Raw genomic sequence first — 19654 nt, 5'->3', positions numbered from 1 at the left:
GAACGAGAGGCCGGCCGCCAGGCCAACCCCTCCAATAGAGCACATCAGACCTTTTCGACCTGGCTGTATTCCAGCTCGACCGGCGTAGCGCGGCCGAAAATCGACACTTCCACCTTCAGGCGCGAACGCTCTTCGTCCACATCCTGAACCGTGCCGTTGAACGAAGCGAACGGGCCATCGGAAACGCGGACCTGCTCGCCGATCTCGAAGGATACGGAAGCCTTCGGCCGCTCGACACCCTCCTGGACCTGACCGAGAATGCGCTCGGCCTCATAATCCGGAATCGGAACGGGCTTGTTGTCGGAGCCGAGGAAACCAGTGACCTTCGGCGTATTCTTGATCAGATGGTAGGCCTCGTCCGTCAGGTTGGCGCGAACGAGCACGTAACCCGGGAAGAACTTGCGCTCGCTATCGACCTTGCGGCCGCGACGCACTTCCACGACCTTTTCGGTCGGCACGAGGATCTTCTCGAACAGATGCTCGAGACCCTTCTGCCTGGCCTTCTCCTCGATGGATTCAGCCACCTTCTTTTCGAAATTGGAATAAGCGTGGACGATGTACCAACGTGCCGCCATGTTCATCTCCACTCAATATCAATTGCCGGTATTCAGCACGTAGCTGAGAATCCAGCCGATGAGCTGGTCGGCAGCAAAGAAAAACAGCGAGGCGAAAATGACCATGACGAGAACCATCACCGTCGAGATCATGGTCTCGCGGCGTGAAGGCCAAGTAATTTTCGACGTCTCGGAGCGTACCTGCTGCAGAAACGCTAGTGGATTCGTTTTGGATGCCATTGACCGCCCACGCAATTACGGCGCGTAAAGCTGAACATATCAGCCCCACGCACCGCGTGTCTGTTAAACCCTACATAAACACCGATTCCCGATTTAACAAGAGGCAACACGGTGTTTTCTAAAATTTGCCGCCAATCCGGCATGCCCTCGACCGGAGAAGCAGCGAAAACCACGCGCCAGTCAAACCGAGGAAAATGGCAGGGGCAGCAGGGCTCGAACCTACGACCTGCGGTTTTGGAGACCGCCGCTCTACCAACTGAGCTATACCCCTTCTTCCTTCGACCGTTCGCTCCAGGCGGTGGACCGCCCCGAGCAGTTCGAAGACATGGCGCTCCCTTTAAGGCGGGACGAAACGATTGGCAAGAGCGTTTTTTGCTTTTTCCCAATCGGACCTTCGACGTCGCATGGCACACCCGTAAACAGCCGGCCCCGCCGCCGAAAGACAGATGCCGGAAAAAGGACGTTTGCGGGCTTGCTACTCTCCTGGAGAGCCTTTCGGCTTGCGCTTGAGAAATTTCGGCCGAAGGCGGCGCAAGAAATTGTCCGTGGAGCGAATCACATTCGTCAGCGAGATCAGCTTGTCCACCTCGGCATCCGTGTTGCCGAGTCGCTCCGACAGCACTTCGGCCGCAGCCAGGGAAATCTCTGCCGGCGGCACCTCTGAAAAGCGTTCTGCGAGCCTGATATAGGGATTCAGCGAAACGCCGCCGTGTATGACGATCTTCCCGAGACGCGCAAAGAGGCGCAGGAACGTCTGCTCAAAGCTCCAGTCGTGGGCGGAAACCACCCTCCACTTCTGACTGCGCCTTGCCGAAAAGCCGGCAAGCACGATCGCGCCCGGCAGCTTGAGATCGCTGAGCCAGAGCGCCATGGCGAACCCGCTCGTCGGCGTCTTGCCTTCCGTATAGAAATCGGAGCAGAAGCCGACCAGATCGAGATGGCCGGTCGGCGCGCCTTGAAAATCGGCGGCGGGATTGAGTTTTTCCTCGGGACCGAGGCGGATATTCATGATGCCGAGGAAGTGTTCCTTCGGAAAGAACTTCACGACCTCGCCCACTTCGCCTCGATAAACGATGTTGGCCCCACGCGGCTGACCGCGCGAAATCAACAAAGAGTGTCCATGAAACGGGCGATCAAGGACCTTGTAGACCTTGTTGAAGAACACGAAGAGCGCAGTTTGCGGAAATTGCGCCTGGAGGCTGGCGATATCGACCGCATCGCTGTTGGCAACCAGCACGATATGGGAGAAAGCCGCCAGTACCTCACGCCATTCGCCGGCATCGGTCAGGCCGGCGGCGGAACCCGCAGCCGGAAAGCCGATGTCGGCCTGACCTGTATTTCCCTGATCCAATGGGCTCACTTCTGTTGAACGTGCAGCATGCGGTCACGCATGGCGAACCACTCATCGGCGTAATCGTCGTTGCGATATTCGTCGAAATACGGACCGCCGTCGGTGAAATGCACCAGCTTGGCATCATCGCGATAGTCGTATTCGTTGACGAGATAATTCCACGTCACCGGCACTTCGCCGATCTGGTCGTCGCTCTCCAGCCACTTGAACTGATGAAGCTGGAGCCCGGTTGCCGTGTTGACGAAATCCTTCGACAAGGCCGTGCACTTGGCATTGTTGAACAGGATCATGCTCGACCAGTTCTTCTTTTCGTATTTGGTCTGCGTCTGGCCGAGGAACTTGGTCTCGATCTTCGGCTGATAGTCATGCTTGACGCACATGGCGGCATAGCGATCGTCGCGCAGCGCCCAAAGCTCGGCGATGTCGGCGCGGGCAAGCATGTCGCAATCCATGAAGATGCTCCAGCCCTGGAAATCGCTGAGATAGGGAACGAGGAAGCGCGAGAAGGAAAATTCGGTCGACTGCAGCGGATTGCGCTCGCGCGTGAAAATGCCGCCGAGATTGTTGAGCACGATCGGCGAGAAGACCACGGGGATCGACGAGCGCTCGATGATGCTCTGGGTCAGGACGTGATAGGCCACGACTTCCTTGGAATCGAAACCGACAAAAATACGTGCAACATTATCCTTCATGATACCTCCGAAGCGGCGGACCCTTTTTGATCAGCCGGCAAACTATCTTCCGACGCGACATAGATCGCGCTCAGCTCATCCTCAAGGCGCACTGGCCGCGGGATGCCGGTTCGAAACGAGGGCGCGGATATACCGTACCATGCGTTGCAATCTCAAGGAGACGCCCCGCAAACGCAACCCTACTTAAATAAACGGCGATATTTGTCGAGTGTTTGCGGAAGCATTTTTGGTTATCCTGCGTAACAAATGGAGAGGCGGCCGCTTTGCCCCCTCTCCCGGCCAGGCGTCGCGGGAGCGCAAGCAGGTCCCACGCAGCGGGTGCGGCTCCTAGACTTTCACGTAACGCCGCCAATCGTGTTCTTCCTTGAACCCCAGAACCTCGCGAATCTTGCGATTGGACAAAAGGCCCTCATACTCGCCGATCTCGCGCACGAAAGGGACGTTCGGATAGTGTCTGGCGGCAAGCTCCCGCGATGGCGTGTTGGCAGATACCGTATCGTTCGCGGCGTTGAAGACCTGGAAGCCGAGACCGTCCTTCTCGATGCAAAGGTGGACGATCTGACCAAGATCGCGAGCATCGATATAACTCCAGGCGATTCGCTTTCGGATTTCGCTGTCGGCGAAATAGTCCGGAAAACGCTCATATTCATGCGGTTCGATGACATTGCCGATACGCAGCGCATAGACGTCGATGCCGAAGCGCTTGGCAAAGGCGCGTGCGGTCTTTTCATTCACGACCTTGGACAGACCGTAGGAATCCATCGGATTGACGTCGTAGTCTTCTTCGAGCGGGAACTGATGGAAATCGCGATGGCCTTCGGCGAAGCAGACACCATAGGTCGTTTCGCTGGAGGCGATGATGATCTTCCTCACGCCGAGCTTCGCAGCCGCCTCGATGACATTGTAGGTGCTCATCGTGTTGATGCGGAAGGTCTCGTTGTCGGGCTTGATCAGAATGCGCGGAATGGCGGCAAAATGCACGACGGCGTCGAAAGGCTGCACGCCCCTGCCGTGATCGAGATCGGGAAAATCGCGATGCATCGTCAAAACGTTATAGACTTGTCCCGCATCGGTGACATCGGCCTGCAGATTGGTGACGCCGGGGCTGTCGAGCGGCACGAGATCGACGTTGTGAACCTCATAGCCGGCATTGACCAACCAGGGAACAGTGTGACGTCCAGCCTTGCCGCTTCCGCCCGTGAACAAAATACGTTTCTTCATGAAATTTCCTCCGGATAAAATCGAGCGATAGATAGGCTCCTGCCCCCGTTTCGCAAGGCATGGCTTGGTAGGTTGCTGCTTTCCCGGCAAGATAAGCGGATCGACTCGGCAAATCATATTGCGAGCGCCGAGAGCGGCAAGAGGAGATGGGATGACGCGGCTGATCATGCTTGTCGACTACGATCCGCAATGGCCGCTTCTCTTCGAAAGCAGAAGCAAGGCAATCAGCCTGTTGCTCGGCCATCCCGCCACATTCCATCACATCGGCAGCACCGCCATTGTCGGACTATGCGCCAAACCAAAGCTTGATATCGATGCCGTTCTCTTCTCGGAAGAGGCCAGGCTGGCCGCGACGGAGCGCCTGAAGGAGGACGGATATCGGTTTCACGGCGATCCGCATGGCGTCGGCCGCTGGACCTTCACGAGGGATGAGATACCTTACGGCACGCGACTTTATCTTTGCCTGCCTGACAACGAGGCCCATCGCGAGCGCCTTCTCTTTCGCGACTATCTGCGCGCTCATCCGGAATTTGCAGTGAATTATGCGATCTTGAAACGGCGCCTGGCCGAAGAGGCCAATAGCGATTGGGATCACTATACCGGCGGCAAGAGTGATTTCGTTGAGGATGTCGTGCGGCGCGCGAAGGCGGGCAGACAACCCGCAAACCATATCACCGATGCGTGACAAGTATTCACATTGCGCAAATTCCGCCTGAGCGAAGGATGAGCATCGACGGTATGTCGGAATAAAAAAACCCCGCTGTTTCCAGCGGGGCCTTCGTAATCAAGAAATAATCCGAGGATTACTCGACGATGGAAGCGACGATGCCAGCGCCGACGGTACGGCCGCCTTCGCGGATAGCGAAGCGAAGCTTCTCTTCCATCGCGATCGGAACGATCAGCTCAACCGCAACCGTGACGTTGTCGCCCGGCATAACCATTTCCGTGCCTTCCGGAAGCGTCACGATGCCAGTCACGTCCGTCGTGCGGAAGTAGAACTGCGGACGGTAGTTCGTGAAGAACGGCGTATGACGGCCGCCTTCTTCCTTCGTCAGGATGTAGGCTTCGGCCATGAACTTCTTGTGCGGCTTCACAGAACCCGGCTTGCAAAGAATCTGGCCACGCTCGACGCCGTCACGGTTAACACCGCGGATCAGCGCGCCGATGTTGTCGCCGGCCTGGCCCTGATCGAGCAGCTTGCGGAACATTTCAACGCCGGTAACCGTCGTCTTCGACGTCGGACGAATGCCCACGATCTCGACTTCTTCGCCAACCTTGATGATACCGCGCTCGACGCGGCCCGTCACAACCGTACCACGGCCAGAGATCGAGAACACGTCTTCGATCGGCATCAGGAACGGCTGGTCGATCGGACGCTCGGGCGTCGGGATGTAGGCGTCAACCTGAGCCATCAGCTCGCGGATCGCGTCTTCGCCGATCTTCTTGTCCGAATCTTCAAGTGCAGCAAGCGCCGAACCCTTGACAACCGGAATATCGTCGCCCGGGAAGTCGTAGGACGACAGAAGTTCGCGAACTTCAAGCTCGACCAGCTCCAGAAGCTCGGCGTCGTCAACCTGGTCCACCTTGTTCAGGAACACCACGATCGCCGGAACGCCGACCTGGCGGGCAAGCAGGATGTGCTCGCGCGTCTGCGGCATCGGGCCGTCGGCTGCCGAGCAAACCAGGATCGCGCCGTCCATCTGTGCCGCACCCGTGATCATGTTCTTCACATAGTCAGCGTGGCCGGGGCAGTCGACGTGCGCATAGTGACGAGCCGGAGTCTCGTATTCAACGTGCGCCGTCGAGATCGTGATGCCGCGGGCCTTTTCTTCCGGCGCAGCGTCAATCTGGTCGTACGCCTTGAACTCGCCGAAGAACTTCGTGATCGCTGCCGTCAAAGACGTCTTGCCGTGGTCAACGTGCCCGATCGTGCCGATGTTAACGTGCGGCTTATTGCGCTCAAACTTACTCTTTGCCATTTGAATGCTTCCTGTGAACGTAATGAGTGACCCCGGCGAACCGGTTTAGTGCCGCCGTTTAAGGCTTTCGTCGCATTTGCGCAAGACTTAATTGCAGGCCCTATTCCCGGCAAAGCCCGGCCGATGGCGTGTGATCCGCGCCCTTCGACATTCCTTTGCCGCGCAAGGTTCGCCGGCCGATCCGGAATGATGTAAAAGCATATGCCGGTTCAAGCGCTTAGATAGGCACGCACCGAAAGAATTCCAGTGCGGAACGCAGCCGCCGGAGCGCTGAAACAAAACGCGCCCTCTTCCGGTGGAAAAGGGCGCGACGCTTGAGGCAACGGCAATTGCTCCCCTATGCGCGGCTTCAGCCGGTGCCGCAACAAGCGGCGACCGTCGAAGCCGGGCGTTCGTCAATCCAGAAGGTCGGCCGGCACCTTGCCGCCATTGTCCGCGAGCTTCTGCAGCAGTGCCTTGTGGAGGAACATGTTCATCTTGGCTGAATCGCCGGCATCGCCCGTATAGCCGAGTTCCTGCGCCAGTTCCTTGCGCTCGGAAAGGCTCGCATCCATGCCGAGCGCCTTCATCAGATCGACGATCGAATGTTTCCAGTCCAGCTTCTGACCGCTCTTCTTGACGGCGGCATCGAGGATCGCGGCAATATCCACCGGAGCGGACGGCGCGCTGGTGGCAGGCGAAGTTGCTGCCGTCGTCGCGGACGGAGCCGGCGTTGCCGCAGATTCCGGATTGGCGGTTGCCGTCGTGCTCTGTGTCGGTGCCGGCGCAGCCTCTGCAGCCTTCGCTTCACCCCAGATTGCACCCTTGATCTTGTCGAAAATACCCATTTGCGCTCTCCCGTTTCGGTTGACCGAGCAATATCTATCGCTCGCGCCGATATAAGCAACCCTTCGTGTCAAATATGCAAAAGAGAGATGGCGCAAGCAGCCGGATACGACATGCGTCCCGATGGGGACTACGGGTCGACAAAGATGCAAATCACCCTGCACGCAATACAGCGTGCTAAAACCGGCTGGCAGGCTAACGAACGGAGGATCTTGGAGCGGGTAGCGGGAATCGAACCCGCGTATTCAGCTTGGAAGGCTGCTGCTCTACCATTGAGCTATACCCGCGGGTGGCCAAGATCCGGCGCGGAATGGTGGAGGGAGTTGGATTTGAACCAACGTAGGCTGAGCCAACGGATTTACAGTCCGTCCCCTTTAACCACTCGGGCATCCCTCCAGTTTTCCGACTGGATCTTGCGACCAAGCTTGCTAGACGTTGGCGTCGCCGCCGTCATCTGCGCCGCGTATATGACCGGACGATTTCCGTCTGTCAACACAAGGAATTGCCAAAAATGACGAAAAAATTTCAGCCTGTGAGAAAAGCCGTGGACAGAAAGAGGACTATGCGCCCAACGGCGCGCTGGTTATAAAGCCGCATGAGCAAAGACAGATCCTCCGGCCGCAAAGGCCCCGACAGCACCGACGGCGACAAGTCCGCCAAGGACACGCATTACGCCACCTTGCGGCGCGCGCATCGCGATGCCAAGCGCGAGCGCGGCGAAATTCCGACACCGGCGCCGCAAAAACGCAAGCGCCAGGGAGCGGACGACTGGAAGCCGCCGGCGCTCGCTCCCGACCAGGTCTATCTTTATGGCCTGCACACGGTTCGCGCCGCCCTCGGCAACCCCGAGCGCAAGAACATCAAGCTTTCGACGACTCAGAATGCTTTGGTGCGGCTGGAGATCGGCCCCGCAGATGCGCTCGGCATCCCTGTCGAGATCGTTTCGCCGCAGGATATCGACAAGGTGCTTGGCCCGGAAGCGATTCATCAGGGCGTCATGCTGGAAACGCGCCCCCTGCCCGTGCGCCGGCTGGAAGCGCTGAAGAACAGCCCGTTGCTGCTGGTTCTCGATCAGGTGACGGACCCGCACAATGTCGGCGCCATCATGCGCTCGGCCGTGGCCTTCGATGCAGGTGCGGTCATCACCACCCAGCGCCACAGCCCGACCGAATCAGGCGTGCTGGCGAAATCGGCGTCGGGCGCGCTCGAACTCATCCCTTATATACAGATCACCAATCTCGCGGATGCGCTCGGCGAGCTGCATCGTCTCGGCTTCACCACGATCGGACTTGATTCGGAAGGTCCGGCGCCGCTTGAAGGCACGTTCAGCGGCGACAAGATCGCCCTTGTGCTCGGCTCGGAAGGCAAGGGACTGCGCCAGAAGACGCGGGAAACGGTGAGCGCTCTGGCGCGCCTCGATATGCCGGGCGCCATCAAATCGCTCAATGTCTCGAACGCAGCTGCGATCGCGCTATATGCGACGCGATCCTACCTCAAATCGTAGCGGTGTCCTTGGCCGCGCGGCACGTCAGGAGAATTTGCTTTGATTCGTGTTCTCGGTCTAACGGCGGTCTCCGTCGCCCTTGCTCTCGCAGCGCACCAACCGGCACGCGCGGCCGATGACGAACTCGTCCAGGCGCAGGCCGGCATCTGGCTGGTCGCGCCTGAAAACGGCGGCAAGGGATGCCGTCTCACCTTCGGGACGAATACGGTTTCCGGCGGCTACGAGATTACCGGTGCGGATTCCTGCGCAGCAGCCCTGCCCGCCCTCGCCAAGGCCAGCGTCTGGAATTTCACCGACGACGGCTCGCTTGCCATAGCCGATGCCCAGGGCAAGCCGCTCATGCGATTCCAGCAGGAAGAAGGTTCCCCCTGGGAGAGCGATGCCGGCGATCCCACATGGCTGCTGCCGGCGCTCGATGGCGTCGACCATGTGCCGACGGCTGCCAGCCTTGCCGGCGCCTGGCGCATCCAGCGGCCCGACGGCAAGCCCGTCTGCGATATCACCCTGACCACCGACAAGGATCAGGACGGCACCACGAAGATGTCACCGGGCGGAGACTGTGCCGGCGAAATCGCCGATCTCAAGCTTTCGCTCTGGGCCACCGAAGGATTCGGGCTGGTGATGCTGGGCAACGACGGCTCCTCGCTTTCCTTCGACATGAAGCCGGATGGCAGCTTTCAGAAGTCCGAAGAAGAGGAAGGCGAACCGCTCCTGCTGGTCCGCAAATAGGGCGGACGAGGCGCATCGAAGCACTATCAATCACCGCCAGCTTCGATCTCTCGCGCATGACCATAGCCTCCCGTCCATCGACGGATGAAAGCGTATGTCTGTTTCAGGCGTTGCGGATGCATTTCCGCGCATGAAAAATCGCGGCGCGAAGGCAGACTCAGTGAACTGCCGGATCCGCTTCATCGAAGAACGACCTGATCCCATCGCGCGCGACAGTTGCCAGGAACTCGTCAAAAGCTTCGCGGTCGGTCGCGAAGGGTTCCTCCCATTCGATCAGATCCTCCTCCGGCGTGATGACCTCCATCCGCCAATCGGCATTGGTGCCGGCTGGACGAAAGATATCGACCAGAACGGTCACGCCGTCATCGGTGAATTCACCCGAGAGTTCGGAGTGTTCTAGCTTAGGCTTTTTGGGTTTGCTGGGCATGTTTTTCCAAGCATACGATAGATACCGGTGATGGCACGAGCGTTCCGATCTCGCCCGCGACCACATATGATGACACTGCCGCCAGTTTTCCAGACCGGAGAAGAAATGATGGCCAATTTCCAAGGAAAATCTGGTGCCCCCGGCAGGGTTCGAACCCGCGACCCCCTGATTACAAATCAGGTGCTCTACCAACTGAGCTACAAGGGCACATGGGCATGCCAACTACCAGATTTTGAAATCCTGTAAAGGAAAAAACGGCCGCTCGGTGTGAAAGCTGGGGATCGGCGATTCACCAGTCCGGGTGAAACGTCTTGTCGCGAGAAGGGAATAACATTACCTAGAATTGCCATTCAAAGGACATTGCATGTCACGCAATCTGCAATCGGTTTGTTTTCTCGCATCCACGGCGCCGGAGGCTCAGGCGGCACAACAGGAGCTGATTCGGCTCTACGGACAGACGCCGCAGCAGGATGCGGATATCGTCGTTGCGCTCGGCGGCGATGGTTTCATGCTGCAGACGCTGCACAATACGATGAACTCGGGCAAATGCGTCTATGGCATGAACCGCGGTTCCATCGGCTTCCTGATGAACGACTATCACATCGATGGCCTGTTCGAACGCATCGAGGCGGCTGTCGAGAATGCCTTTCATCCGCTGCAGATGAATACGGACAATGCCGACGGCAGCACGTCGAGCGCTCTTGCCATCAATGAAGTCTCGCTGTTCCGCCAGTCCTATCAGGCCGCGAAGCTGAAGGTCGAAATCGACGGCCACGTCCGGTTGCCCGAATTGATCTGCGACGGCCTGATGGTGACGACACCGGCCGGCTCCACCGCCTATAATCTGTCCGCGCACGGTCCCATTCTGCCGCTTGAGGCGCCGCTGCTGGCCATGACGCCCGTCAGCGCCTTCCGCCCCCGCCGCTGGCGCGGCGCGCTACTGCCCAACCGGGTATCGATCGACATCAGCGTGCTCGAGCCGGAAAAGCGGCCGGTCAACGCCGTCGCCGACAATGCCGAGGTCAAATCCGTGCTGCGGGTCAGGATTGCCCAGACCGAAGATACGACCGCGCGCATCCTGTCCGATCCGGACCGCTCCTGGTCGGAACGCATATTGGCCGAACAGTTCGCCGATTGAGGCAGCCGGATACATGGATATGAAAAAGCCCCGTCTCCGGGGCTTTTTCATGCTTCAATGGATGCGAGCTTATTCGACGTCATCGACGACGGCGTCGGCAGCGCCGCTGATGCGGTGCGCGAGAGCGGCTTCCATGAACTCGTTGAGATCGCCATCCAGAACATCACCGGGCGCGGTGCTGGAAACGCCGGTGCGCAGATCCTTGACCAGCTGGTAAGGCTGCAAAACATAGGACCGGATCTGGTGCCCCCAGCCGATATCCGTCTTCGAGGCGGCTTCGGCATTGGCAGCCGCTTCCCGCTTCATCAGCTCCGCCTCGTACATGCGGGCACGCAGCATGTCCCAGGCCTTGGCACGGTTCTTGTGCTGCGAACGCTCCTGCTGGCACTGCACGACGATCCCGGTCGGAATATGCGTGATACGCACGGCCGAGTCGGTCGTGTTGACGTGCTGGCCGCCGGCGCCCGACGAGCGATAGGTATCGATGCGGCAATCGCTTTCGTTGATCTCGATCTGGATCGAGTCGTCGACGACCGGGTAGACCCAGATGGACGAGAAAGACGTGTGGCGGCGCGCGTTGCTGTCATAGGGCGAGATACGCACCAGGCGATGCACGCCCGATTCGGTCTTCAGCCAGCCATAGGCGTTATGTCCCTTGACGAGCAGCGTCGCAGACTTGATACCCGCTTCTTCGCCGTCATGAACTTCCAGCAACTCCACCTTGAAGCGCTGGCGCTCGGCCCAGCGGGTGTACATGCGCAGCAGCATGTTCGCCCAGTCCTGGCTCTCGGTGCCGCCGGCGCCGGAATGGACTTCGAGATAGGTATCGTTGCCGTCGGCCTCGCCCGAGAGCATGGCTTCCACCTGCCGGCGTGCCGCCTCAGCCTTCAAGGCTTTCAGAGCCTCTTCGGCATCGCGCACGACGTCGGCATCGCCCTCTTCCTCGCCGAGCTCGATCAGCTCGATATTATCGGCAAGCTGCTGCTCGAGGGCACGCACGCCGCTGATACCGTCGTCAAGCTGCTGGCGCTCGCGCATCAGCTTCTGCGCTTCGGAGGCATCGTTCCAGAGGGTCGGATCCTCTGCCTTGTTATTCAACCAGTCCAGTCGCCTTAACGCCTGATCCCAGTCAAAGATGCCTCCTCAGCAGGCTTATGGCCTGCTTGGTTTCGTCGACTACATTTTCGATTTCGGCTCTCATGATCCTGCTTCTTCATTTCGCCGCTCAAGACGAACGGCCGTCCAATTCAAAGAGTGCTGGTGACATAGATATACATGCCGCGGCTGTAAAGCCCCGCGGCATGCGGATAGGACAAAAGGGCCGGATCAGAAGAGGCCGCCGGATCCGGACGTGACCGCCTGGTTCGCCTGCGGCGAGGTGCGCAGGATTTCCTCCGGCGCGACCTGCGAGGCGGCTTCGCCGCCGCCGATGACCTGCAGGCTGGTCGCCGGACCCGTGCCGGGCTTGAAGGCTTCCATGATGGCGTTCGGCTCGCCGGGCTGCGCGGCCATGCCGGTGGCGCGATTGACCGCGACCATCGTCATGCCGGCCGGGACCTGGAATTTCTCCGGCGGCTCATCCTTGGTGGCGGCCTGCATGAATTCGTTGAAGATCGGCGCGGCAAGTGCGCCGCCGGTGCCGCCGCGACCGAGCGTGACCGGGGTGTCGTAACCGATATACAGGCCGGCGACGAGGCTCGGCGTGAAGCCGACGAACCAGGCGTCCTTTTCGTCGTTGGTGGTGCCAGTCTTGCCGGCGACATCGGTGTTGAGCTTGACCTTGCCGGCAGCCGTGCCGCGGATGATGACGCCCTGCATCATCGACGTAACCTGATAGGCCGTCATCGGATCGAGCACCTGCTCGCGATTGTCGGCGATGACCGGCTCGTCCTGATTCTGCCAGGAGCTGACGTTGCAATTGTCGCAGACGCGCTCCTCATGCTTGAAGATGGTCTTGCCGTAGCGATCCTGAATGCGGTCGATCAGCGTCGGCTTGATCTGCTTGCCGCCATTGGCGATGACCGAATAGGCCGACACCATGCGCAAGACCGTCGTTTCGCCGGCGCCCAGCGACATGGCGAGAACGGGGTTCATATGGTCGTAGATGCCGAAACGCTCGGCATATTCGGCGACCAGCGGCATGCCCATGTCGGCGGCGAGACGAACCGTCATCAGGTTGCGCGAGTGCTCGATGGCGAAGCGCAAGGTGTGAACGCCGCCGCCCTCGCCTTCGTAGTTCGTCGGCTTCCACACATCGCCGTTGCTGAGCGTGATCTGCAGCGGGTCGTCCAGAATGACGGAGGCCGGCGTATAGCCATTGTCCATCGCAGCCGCATAGACGAACGGCTTGAACGAAGAGCCCGGCTGACGCTTGGCCTGCGTCGCGCGGTTGAACTCGGACTGGGCATAGGAGAAGCCGCCGACCATGGCGAGCACGCGGCCGGTATGAGGGTCCATGGCAACGAGACCGCCCTGCAACTTCGGCGGCTGGCGCAGGCGATAGCTGCTCGAATCGGCATTGCCGGTCTTCTGCACATAGATCACGTCGCCCGGGCTCAGAACCCCGCTCGGCGATTTGGCCGACTTGCCGCCGGCGGAACGATAGGCCCAGCGCATGTCTGCCGGAGCGATCGTACCACGGCTCCGGTCGGTCGCCACCTTGCCCGCGGCATCGACGCGCGGCTGCAATCCGATGTCGACGCCCTGATCCGATACGGAGAGGACGACGGCGACCTGCCATTCCGGCACGTCGCTCAGCGAGGGAACCTTGGCGAGCTCGACGCCCCAGTCCTGCGACGTTGCGATCTGCTTGATCGGGCCGCGATAGCCGCGACGCTCGTCGTAGTCGATCAGACCGTCCTGCAGCGCCTTGCGCGCTTCGAGCTGCATCTGCGGGTCGAGCGACGTGCGAACGGACAGGCCGCCTTCGTAGAGGGTCTTCTCGCCATATTGGTCGATCAGCTGGCGGCGGACTTCCTCGGCGAAATAATCCGAAGCGAAGAGCGACGGCCCGCTCCTCGGCGGCACCACGCCGAGCGGCTGCTTCTTCGCCTCTTCGCCATCGCTCTGGCTGACGTAGCCGTTTTCGACCATGCGGTCGATCACCCAGTTGCGGCGGGTCAGCGCCGCCTCGGCGCGACGGAAGGGATTGTAGTTCGACGGCCCCTTCGGCAGCGACGCAAGATAAGCCGATTCGGCGATGGTCAGCTCGTTGACGGACTTGTCGAAATAGGTCAGCGCCGCGCCGGCGATACCGTAGGAATTGAGGCCGAAATAGATCTCGTTCAGATAAAGTTCGAGAATCTTGTCCTTGCTGTAGGCCTGCTCGATGCGGAAGGACAGAATCGCTTCCTTGATCTTGCGGTCGAAGGTCTGGTCGGCAGACAGCAGGAAGTTTTTGGCGACCTGCTGCGTGATGGTGGATGCACCGACGAAGCGGCGGCCGGAACCGATATTCTGCAGGTTCACCGCCACGGCGCGGATGAGACCGCCGACATCGACGCCGGGATGGTTGTAGAAATTCTTGTCTTCAGCCGAAAGGAACGCCGCCTTGACGCGATCGGGAATGGCCTGGATCGGCACGAAAAGTCGGTTCTCCCGCGAATATTCCTTCATCAGCGCGCCGTTGCCGGCATGAATGCGGGTCGTTACCGGCGGAGCGTATTTGGCCAGCACCTCGTAATCGGGAAGCTCCTTCGAGACCACGCTCAGATAGATGGCAGCCGCAGCCGCTACACCCAGAAACAGGAGGCAGCCCAGCCCAAAGAAATATCCAATCAGTCTGATCATATGATACTACCGGTGCTTGTTCTTCATGAGGCACGCGTGCGAGATCATCGCACAATCACGGGCGTTTTGCACGCTCACGGTATGAATGCAAGATGGCAATGGGACAAAGCCGTGCGTCATCCGCGAGCAAATGATACTTCGCTGTAAAGGCGGGAATGTGAGCAAAATAGGGCTCGTCTTCGGTATTCCCAATTTCATCCAGTTCTAATGTCGGGCGCTGTTACATGGAAACCACGGCCGCCCGGCGCGCCACAGCGCGCGTCAGCCGCCGTTTGCGACGATCGAGACGCGATACTGCTTCACCGCCTCGGTCAGCCGGTCGGCCACCTTCTGCCGCCAATCCTCGTTGAGCAGCAGCTTTTCGTCGTCCTTGTTGGAAAGGAAGCCGAGTTCAAGGAGGATTGAGGGTACGTCCGGCGCGGTCAAAACCTGAAAGCCGGCATGGCGGTGCGGGTTGTTGATCATCGAGATCTGGCCGTTGAACGAGGACAGCACGTCCTGCGCCAGCGAAATGGAAAAAGCCTGCGTCTCGCGCCGGGTCAGATCCATCAGAATATCGGTAACGGCGGCGGGCTGTGCCTGGGCCTCGGCTCCGGCCACCTGATCGGAATTGTTCTCGCGGTCGGCCACTTCACCTGCGAGCCGGTCCGAAGCCTTGTCTGAGATCGTATAGACGGTCGCGCCGCGAATATCCTTCTGCTTGAGCGTGTCGGCATGCAGCGAGATGAAAAGCGATGCGTGGTTCTGCCGGGCGATCGTCACGCGCTCGGACAGGGACAGATACTGATCCTTGTCGCGCGTCAGGAAGGCCTTGATGCCGGGCTGCGCATTCAGCTTGTCGGCGAAGATTTTCGCGAAGGCGAGCGTGATGTCCTTTTCCTGCGTGACGCCATCCGTACCGGTGGCGCCCGCATCGATGCCGCCGTGGCCGGCGTCGACGGCAACGAGGAACGTATTCGGATCGGCCTTCTGCGTCGGTTCGACCGGGCCGACATCCTTGGCCGTATCCTCGCTCGTCCAGCTCTGCTTCTTTACCAGATCGGCGAATTGCCCGGCCGGCAGCATTTCGGCATCGAGCACGAGGCGCTGCCCCTTGCCGCTTTCATCCGCCTGCACCTTGGCCACGACCAGCTTCACCGGCTTTTTCGCGGTCAGCACGATACGGGCGCTGTCCGCATCCATGGTGCCGTAACGGATATCCTTGAAAAGACCGGTCGGCTTGAGATCGCCGGCCGGAAAACCGAAGGCCGTCGCCGGGAGATCGACGACGATGCGGACCGGATTGTCGAGATAGTGAATGGTAAAGGCGGGCTCCCGGTCCATGTCGATGACGATCCGGGTGCGGGCATCGTCGCCCGCTATGCGCGCGCCATAGGCCAGCAAAGGGTCGGCCGCCGCCGCGGGCGCAAATGGCGCCATCCCCATAACCACCAGTGCAAGGGCCGCTGCCGCAAATCGCAAAGCCCTCACGCCAATCTCCGCCACATGCCGCAATCCCTTTACCAAGTGCCCGTCGCGCCCCATATTGGTTTCGACGTTGTTTTTGAAGTCCCGATAGCGGGAGCCAGGTTTGACGTGATGGCCGCACCCGATGATGCGCCGGGAGACGAATCGATGAGATACCCTCCCGCACCCTCATCATCCGACGAATCCATCAATATTATGGCATACTTGGCTTTTCCCTTGCTATTGTGACAGATAAAACATACAACGCATATTAGGGTAGAAGTGTTGACGGGATAGAGTCGTCGCAAAGGCAGCCGCCTTCGAGTACCAGGCGCCAATAAGCGGCAGTCATCCGCCGTCTGCAGGGCTTCTGCTCCAAACAGTGGATATCTGAATTTCCGGTTTTCAAACGGGAAATTCATCGGTGGAGAGCCACCAACCGCTCTTTAGAGAGCACATTCATCGGACCCCTTCGTGGGTCTAAGGCATAGTCGATCTCGCTTGGTTACGGATGCTACCGCAGCAGCTTTTTCAGAAAGTGAACAGACCCCAGGGAATTGATGCCCCGGCTGCCGTCTGGATGCTGTCATCTTCGAACCAATCGCGACTTTCATTATCCGGTGCAGCAACGGCGGACCACATCCGGCTTGTCCCAGCGACAGGCAGGCCCCCATCCGGTTGCCTGCGCCGAGGAGCACAGCTTTCATGGCAGACAAAATGCTTATCGATGCGTCTCACGAGGAAGAGACGCGCGTCGTTGTCGTTCGCGGGAACCGCATAGAAGAATTTGACTTCGAGTCCCAGCACAAGAAGCAGATCCGCGGCAACATCTATCTTGCAAAAGTAACGAGGGTCGAGCCTTCGCTTCAGGCCGCTTTTGTGGATTACGGCGGCAACCGGCACGGCTTCCTGGCCTTTGCCGAAATCCATCCAGACTATTATCAGATTCCCCTTGCCGACCGTCAGGCGTTGCTGAAAGCCGAGGCGGAAGAGCATCGTCGCGAAGATGATGTCGAGCATGTCGAAACGGCGCTCGACCTTTCCCAGCAGGAACAGCCCGATATCGGCATCGTTCCCAAGGGCAGCGAAAAAACAGAAGCGGCCGCCGCCATCGCCGAAGAAGCCCCTGCCCCGGAGGCAGCCGCGCCCGCCGAAGAAGCGGCGCCCGCCAAGAAGGCCAAGCCGCGCCGCAGCCGCAAGAAGGCTGCTGCCGACGCCCCCGTCGAGGAAACGACCGCTCCGGAAGCAACGGCTGCCGTCGATGCGCCGAGCGAAGAAGAGGAAGGTCCTTCGGGCGAAATGGCCGCAATGGTCGAGACCGATTCGATCTCCGAGGATGTTGTGGCTTCCAAGCGCCGCCACGATGACGACGACGATGATGACCACGACCACGAAGAGGAAGTGATCGAATCCGTCGGCGCCGAAGACGCGATGGAAGAGGTTCCCGATCGCACCCAGCGCAAGCCGCGCAAGCAGTACCGCATCCAGGAAGTCATCAAGCGGCGCCAGATCCTGCTGGTGCAGGTGGCCAAGGAAGAGCGCGGCAACAAGGGTGCGGCACTCACCACCTATCTGTCGCTTGCCGGCCGCTACTCCGTCCTGATGCCGAATACGGCGCGCGGCGGCGGCATCTCCCGCAAGATCACCAATCCGCAGGACCGCAAGCGCCTGAAGGAAATCGCCAAGATGCTCGAAGTGCCGCAGGGCATGGGCGTCATCCTGCGCACCGCCGGCGCCAACCGGACCAAGGTCGAGGTCAAGCGCGATTTCGAATATCTGATGCGTCTGTGGGAAAACGTCCGCACGCTGACGCTGGCTTCGACCGCACCCTGCCTCGTTTATGAAGAAGGCAGCCTGATCAAGCGCTCGATCCGCGACCTCTACAACAAGGATATCGGCGAGATCATCGTTGCCGGCGAGGAAGGCTATCGTGAAGCGAAAGACTTCATGAAGATGCTGATGCCGAGCCACGCCAAGGTGGTTCAGCCCTACCGCGACATTCACCCGATCTTCTCGCGCTCCGGCATCGAGGCGCAGCTCGACCGCATGCTGCAGCCGCAGGTGACGCTGCGTTCGGGCGGCTACCTGATCATGAACCAGACGGAAGCGCTGGTTTCCATCGACGTCAACTCCGGCCGTTCGACCCGCGAGCATTCGATCGAGGACACCGCGCTCCAGACCAACCTGGAAGCAGCCGAGGAAATCGCGCGCCAGCTTCGTCTGCGCGACCTTGCAGGCCTGATCGTCATCGACTTCATCGACATGGAAGAGAAGCGCAACAACCGCGCCGTCGAGAAGAAGCTGAAGGAATGCCTGAAGAACGATCGCGCCCGTATCCAAGTCGGCCGCATCTCGCATTTCGGCCTCCTGGAAATGTCGCGCCAGCGCATTCGTGCTTCGGTTCTGGAAAGCACGACGCAGATCTGCTCGCATTGCGGCGGAACCGGCCATGTGCGCTCGCAGTCCTCGGTCGCGCTGCATGTCCTGCGCGGCATCGAGGAATACCTGCTCAAGAATACGACGCACGATATCACCGTGCGCACCACGCCGGACATTGCGCTCTATCTGCTCAATCACAAGCGCCAGACGATCATCGATTACGAAAACCGCTTCGGCGTCGCGATCGTCATCGATGCCGACAATGCCGTCGGCACGCAGCATTTCGCGATCGACCGTGGCGAACCGGTCGCCAATCCGGTGAAGATCGAAAGCCTCTTCAACTTCGCAGCGATCCCCGAGGACGACGATGACGATATCGTCATCGAGGCGGACGAGGATGAAGATGAGGAATTGGAAGAGAAGGCGGCCGGCGCTGAACAGCAGCCCGCGGCCCGCTCCGAAAGCGGTGAAAACGGCCGCAAGCGCAAGCGGCGGCGCCGGCGTCGCGGCCGCGGCAGCGATGCCCAGGCGGCATCGGCTTCCGACGATGCTTCCACGGCTGAAGACGCTGACGGAGAAGAAGGCGACGATGATGACCTCGATGCCGACGAAGCTTCCACCTCTGCCAATGGCGAAGATGGACAGCAGAAGCGCAAGCGCCGGCGTCGCGGCAAGCGTGGCGGTCGTCGCAATCGCGAGAACCAGGGCGAGGATCAGTCTGAAAACGGCGAATTCGAGTCCGGTGAAGCCTCCGAGGCCGATATGGCCGATGGCGACGGCTCTGACGGCGAGGTAGAAGCAACCGTAACGGTAGCGGAGATTGCCGTCGCCGAAGGCGAAGCGGCTGTCGAAGGTCAGCCCGCCATGGCGGCTGTGGAAACGGCAGCCATCGTCACCGAGGACGTCAAGCCGGCCAAGGGCCGCGGTCGCCGGAAGGCAAAGGCCGTCGAGGCATCTCCGGTCGAAACGCCGGTTATCGAGGAAGCGCCCGCCGCTGACACCGAATCCGAAGCAGTTGCCGAAATTGCGGAAGCTTTGGACAATACGGCGGAACCGGCGGAGGCAGAGGCAGTGGACGATGCTGCCAAGCCGGCACGCGCCAACCGCGAATCCAACGTGTCCTCCTCTGCCCCGGTGGTAACTTCCACCCGCACCAATGAAGGTGGTGACGGCGATGGAGAACCGACCAAGCCGAAGAAGGCTGGCTGGTGGCAGCGCCGCGGCTTCTTTTGAGAAGACAGATTTGGAATGAATGCATCAAATCCGGCCGTGGCGACGCGGCCGGATTTTTTGTTGTCGTCGCTGGCGGATTTGGCTGACGCGCAGGCGCGCGGCTTGTGAATACACATTCACAAGCCTGCACAAATGTTTGATTCTGGA

General features: G+C 60.0%; 16 protein-coding genes and 4 tRNA genes. 5 read left to right on the top strand and 15 right to left on the bottom strand.

What is annotated here, in order from left to right; all coding sequences use genetic code 11:
• Window positions 1–44: 44 nt before the first annotated feature.
• The 6 genes from nusG to ACJJVH_RS04975 all read right to left on the bottom strand — a co-directional run bounded on the left by nusG (window position 45) and on the right by ACJJVH_RS04975 (window position 4058).
• Complete coding sequence (gene nusG, locus ACJJVH_RS05000; protein WP_004123460.1) at window positions 45–575, bottom strand: transcription termination/antitermination protein NusG; 531 nt, start codon at window positions 573–575, stop codon at window positions 45–47.
• 18 nt (window positions 576–593) lie between these two features.
• Entirely contained in the window at window positions 594–794 is a 201-nt protein-coding gene (gene secE / locus ACJJVH_RS04995) for a preprotein translocase subunit SecE (RefSeq protein ID WP_112803989.1), read from the bottom strand.
• 195 nt (window positions 795–989) lie between these two features.
• Window positions 990–1065: transfer RNA gene (locus tag ACJJVH_RS04990), tRNA-Trp, on the bottom strand.
• Window positions 1066–1269: 204 nt separating this feature from the next.
• A complete protein-coding gene (locus ACJJVH_RS04985; protein ID WP_113386323.1) occupies window positions 1270–2115 on the bottom strand; it encodes a 3-deoxy-manno-octulosonate cytidylyltransferase in 846 nt (281 codons plus the stop codon).
• 35 nt (window positions 2116–2150) lie between these two features.
• Window positions 2151–2837: a glycosyltransferase gene (locus ACJJVH_RS04980; RefSeq protein WP_112803988.1), complete on the bottom strand. Its 687-nt coding sequence runs from the start codon at window positions 2835–2837 to the stop codon at window positions 2151–2153.
• A 327-nt stretch (window positions 2838–3164) separates the two neighbouring features.
• Window positions 3165–4058, bottom strand: coding sequence for an NAD-dependent epimerase/dehydratase family protein (locus ACJJVH_RS04975; protein ID WP_412064849.1), 894 nt, complete (start codon window positions 4056–4058; stop codon window positions 3165–3167).
• A gap of 151 nt (window positions 4059–4209) precedes the next feature.
• On the opposite strand from ACJJVH_RS04975, the gene ACJJVH_RS04970 reads away from it, so the two are divergent.
• Window positions 4210–4743: a GrpB family protein gene (locus ACJJVH_RS04970; RefSeq protein WP_113394265.1), complete on the top strand. Its 534-nt coding sequence runs from the start codon at window positions 4210–4212 to the stop codon at window positions 4741–4743.
• 118 nt (window positions 4744–4861) lie between these two features.
• On the opposite strand, the gene tuf is transcribed toward ACJJVH_RS04970, so the two are convergent.
• The 4 genes from tuf to ACJJVH_RS04950 form a co-directional block, all read right to left on the bottom strand.
• The gene (gene tuf / locus ACJJVH_RS04965) at window positions 4862–6037 is read right to left on the bottom strand and encodes an elongation factor Tu (RefSeq protein WP_112804337.1); all 1176 of its coding nucleotides are present in this window, start codon (window positions 6035–6037) and stop codon (window positions 4862–4864) included.
• A gap of 395 nt (window positions 6038–6432) precedes the next feature.
• Entirely contained in the window at window positions 6433–6864 is a 432-nt protein-coding gene (locus ACJJVH_RS04960; protein WP_113372318.1) for a DUF3597 domain-containing protein, read from the bottom strand.
• Between the two features lie 211 nt (window positions 6865–7075).
• A tRNA-Gly gene (locus ACJJVH_RS04955) sits at window positions 7076–7149 on the bottom strand.
• 24 nt (window positions 7150–7173) lie between these two features.
• Window positions 7174–7258 (bottom strand) — tRNA-Tyr (locus ACJJVH_RS04950).
• Window positions 7259–7457: 199 nt separating this feature from the next.
• On the opposite strand from ACJJVH_RS04950, the gene rlmB reads away from it, so the two are divergent.
• A complete protein-coding gene (rlmB, locus tag ACJJVH_RS04945; protein ID WP_113359840.1) occupies window positions 7458–8366 on the top strand; it encodes a 23S rRNA (guanosine(2251)-2'-O)-methyltransferase RlmB in 909 nt (302 codons plus the stop codon).
• A 39-nt stretch (window positions 8367–8405) separates the two neighbouring features.
• A complete protein-coding gene (locus tag ACJJVH_RS04940) occupies window positions 8406–9095 on the top strand; it encodes a protease inhibitor Inh/omp19 family protein (protein WP_112804002.1) in 690 nt (229 codons plus the stop codon).
• 157 nt (window positions 9096–9252) lie between these two features.
• Here ACJJVH_RS04940 and ACJJVH_RS04935 read toward each other — a convergent pair whose 3' ends face one another.
• Window positions 9253–9522 carry a hypothetical protein gene (locus ACJJVH_RS04935; protein ID WP_112804001.1) on the bottom strand — a complete coding sequence of 90 codons (270 nt, stop codon included), beginning with the start codon at window positions 9520–9522 and terminating at the stop codon, window positions 9253–9255.
• A 131-nt stretch (window positions 9523–9653) separates the two neighbouring features.
• Window positions 9654–9729 (bottom strand) — tRNA-Thr (locus tag ACJJVH_RS04930).
• A 157-nt stretch (window positions 9730–9886) separates the two neighbouring features.
• On the opposite strand from ACJJVH_RS04930, the gene ACJJVH_RS04925 reads away from it, so the two are divergent.
• A complete protein-coding gene (locus tag ACJJVH_RS04925; protein WP_112803192.1) occupies window positions 9887–10660 on the top strand; it encodes an NAD kinase in 774 nt (257 codons plus the stop codon).
• A 69-nt stretch (window positions 10661–10729) separates the two neighbouring features.
• Here ACJJVH_RS04925 and prfB read toward each other — a convergent pair.
• The 3 genes from prfB to ACJJVH_RS04910 all read right to left on the bottom strand — a co-directional run bounded on the left by prfB (window position 10730) and on the right by ACJJVH_RS04910 (window position 15955).
• Window positions 10730–11861 (bottom strand): peptide chain release factor 2 gene (gene prfB / locus ACJJVH_RS04920; RefSeq protein ID WP_412064848.1). Its coding sequence is split into 2 segments (ribosomal slippage): window positions 10730–11791 and window positions 11793–11861, totalling 1131 coding nucleotides; the frame shifts between segments, so codons are not numbered across the junction.
• Between the two features lie 125 nt (window positions 11862–11986).
• A complete protein-coding gene (locus ACJJVH_RS04915; protein ID WP_412064847.1) occupies window positions 11987–14449 on the bottom strand; it encodes a penicillin-binding protein 1A in 2463 nt (820 codons plus the stop codon).
• A gap of 261 nt (window positions 14450–14710) precedes the next feature.
• Window positions 14711–15955, bottom strand: coding sequence for an N-acetylmuramoyl-L-alanine amidase (locus ACJJVH_RS04910; RefSeq protein ID WP_412064846.1), 1245 nt, complete (start codon window positions 15953–15955; stop codon window positions 14711–14713).
• A gap of 645 nt (window positions 15956–16600) precedes the next feature.
• On the opposite strand from ACJJVH_RS04910, the gene ACJJVH_RS04905 reads away from it, so the two are divergent.
• Window positions 16601–19507 (top strand): Rne/Rng family ribonuclease, encoded by a 2907-nt coding sequence (locus ACJJVH_RS04905; RefSeq protein ID WP_412064845.1) that lies wholly within the window; start codon window positions 16601–16603, stop codon window positions 19505–19507.
• Window positions 19508–19654: the final 147 nt, after the last annotated feature.

Origin of the sequence: Rhizobium sp. SYY.PMSO, assembly GCF_046840415.1 — a bacterium.
Taxonomy (GTDB): Bacteria; Pseudomonadota; Alphaproteobacteria; order Rhizobiales; family Rhizobiaceae; genus Rhizobium.
This window is presented reverse-complemented; position numbering and strand designations above follow the sequence as displayed.

Bases quoted from the DNA above. Each gene is read 5' to 3' on its own strand.
- ACJJVH_RS04975 (WP_412064849.1), bottom strand. From the start codon at position 4,058: ATGAAGAAACGTATTTTGTTCACGGGCGGAAGCGGCAAGGCTGGACGT.
- rlmB (WP_113359840.1), top strand. From the start codon at position 7,458: ATGAGCAAAGACAGATCCTCCGGCCGCAAAGGCCCCGACAGCACCGAC.
- ACJJVH_RS04905 (WP_412064845.1), top strand. From the start codon at position 16,601: ATGGCAGACAAAATGCTTATCGATGCGTCTCACGAGGAAGAGACGCGC.
- ACJJVH_RS04925 (WP_112803192.1), top strand. From the start codon at position 9,887: ATGTCACGCAATCTGCAATCGGTTTGTTTTCTCGCATCCACGGCGCCG.
- ACJJVH_RS04980 (WP_112803988.1), bottom strand. From the start codon at position 2,837: ATGAAGGATAATGTTGCACGTATTTTTGTCGGTTTCGATTCCAAGGAA.
- nusG (WP_004123460.1), bottom strand. From the start codon at position 575: ATGGCGGCACGTTGGTACATCGTCCACGCTTATTCCAATTTCGAAAAG.
- tuf (WP_112804337.1), bottom strand. From the start codon at position 6,037: ATGGCAAAGAGTAAGTTTGAGCGCAATAAGCCGCACGTTAACATCGGC.
- ACJJVH_RS04970 (WP_113394265.1), top strand. From the start codon at position 4,210: ATGACGCGGCTGATCATGCTTGTCGACTACGATCCGCAATGGCCGCTT.
- ACJJVH_RS04915 (WP_412064847.1), bottom strand. From the start codon at position 14,449: ATGATCAGACTGATTGGATATTTCTTTGGGCTGGGCTGCCTCCTGTTT.
- secE (WP_112803989.1), bottom strand. From the start codon at position 794: ATGGCATCCAAAACGAATCCACTAGCGTTTCTGCAGCAGGTACGCTCC.
- ACJJVH_RS04935 (WP_112804001.1), bottom strand. From the start codon at position 9,522: ATGCCCAGCAAACCCAAAAAGCCTAAGCTAGAACACTCCGAACTCTCG.
- ACJJVH_RS04960 (WP_113372318.1), bottom strand. From the start codon at position 6,864: ATGGGTATTTTCGACAAGATCAAGGGTGCAATCTGGGGTGAAGCGAAG.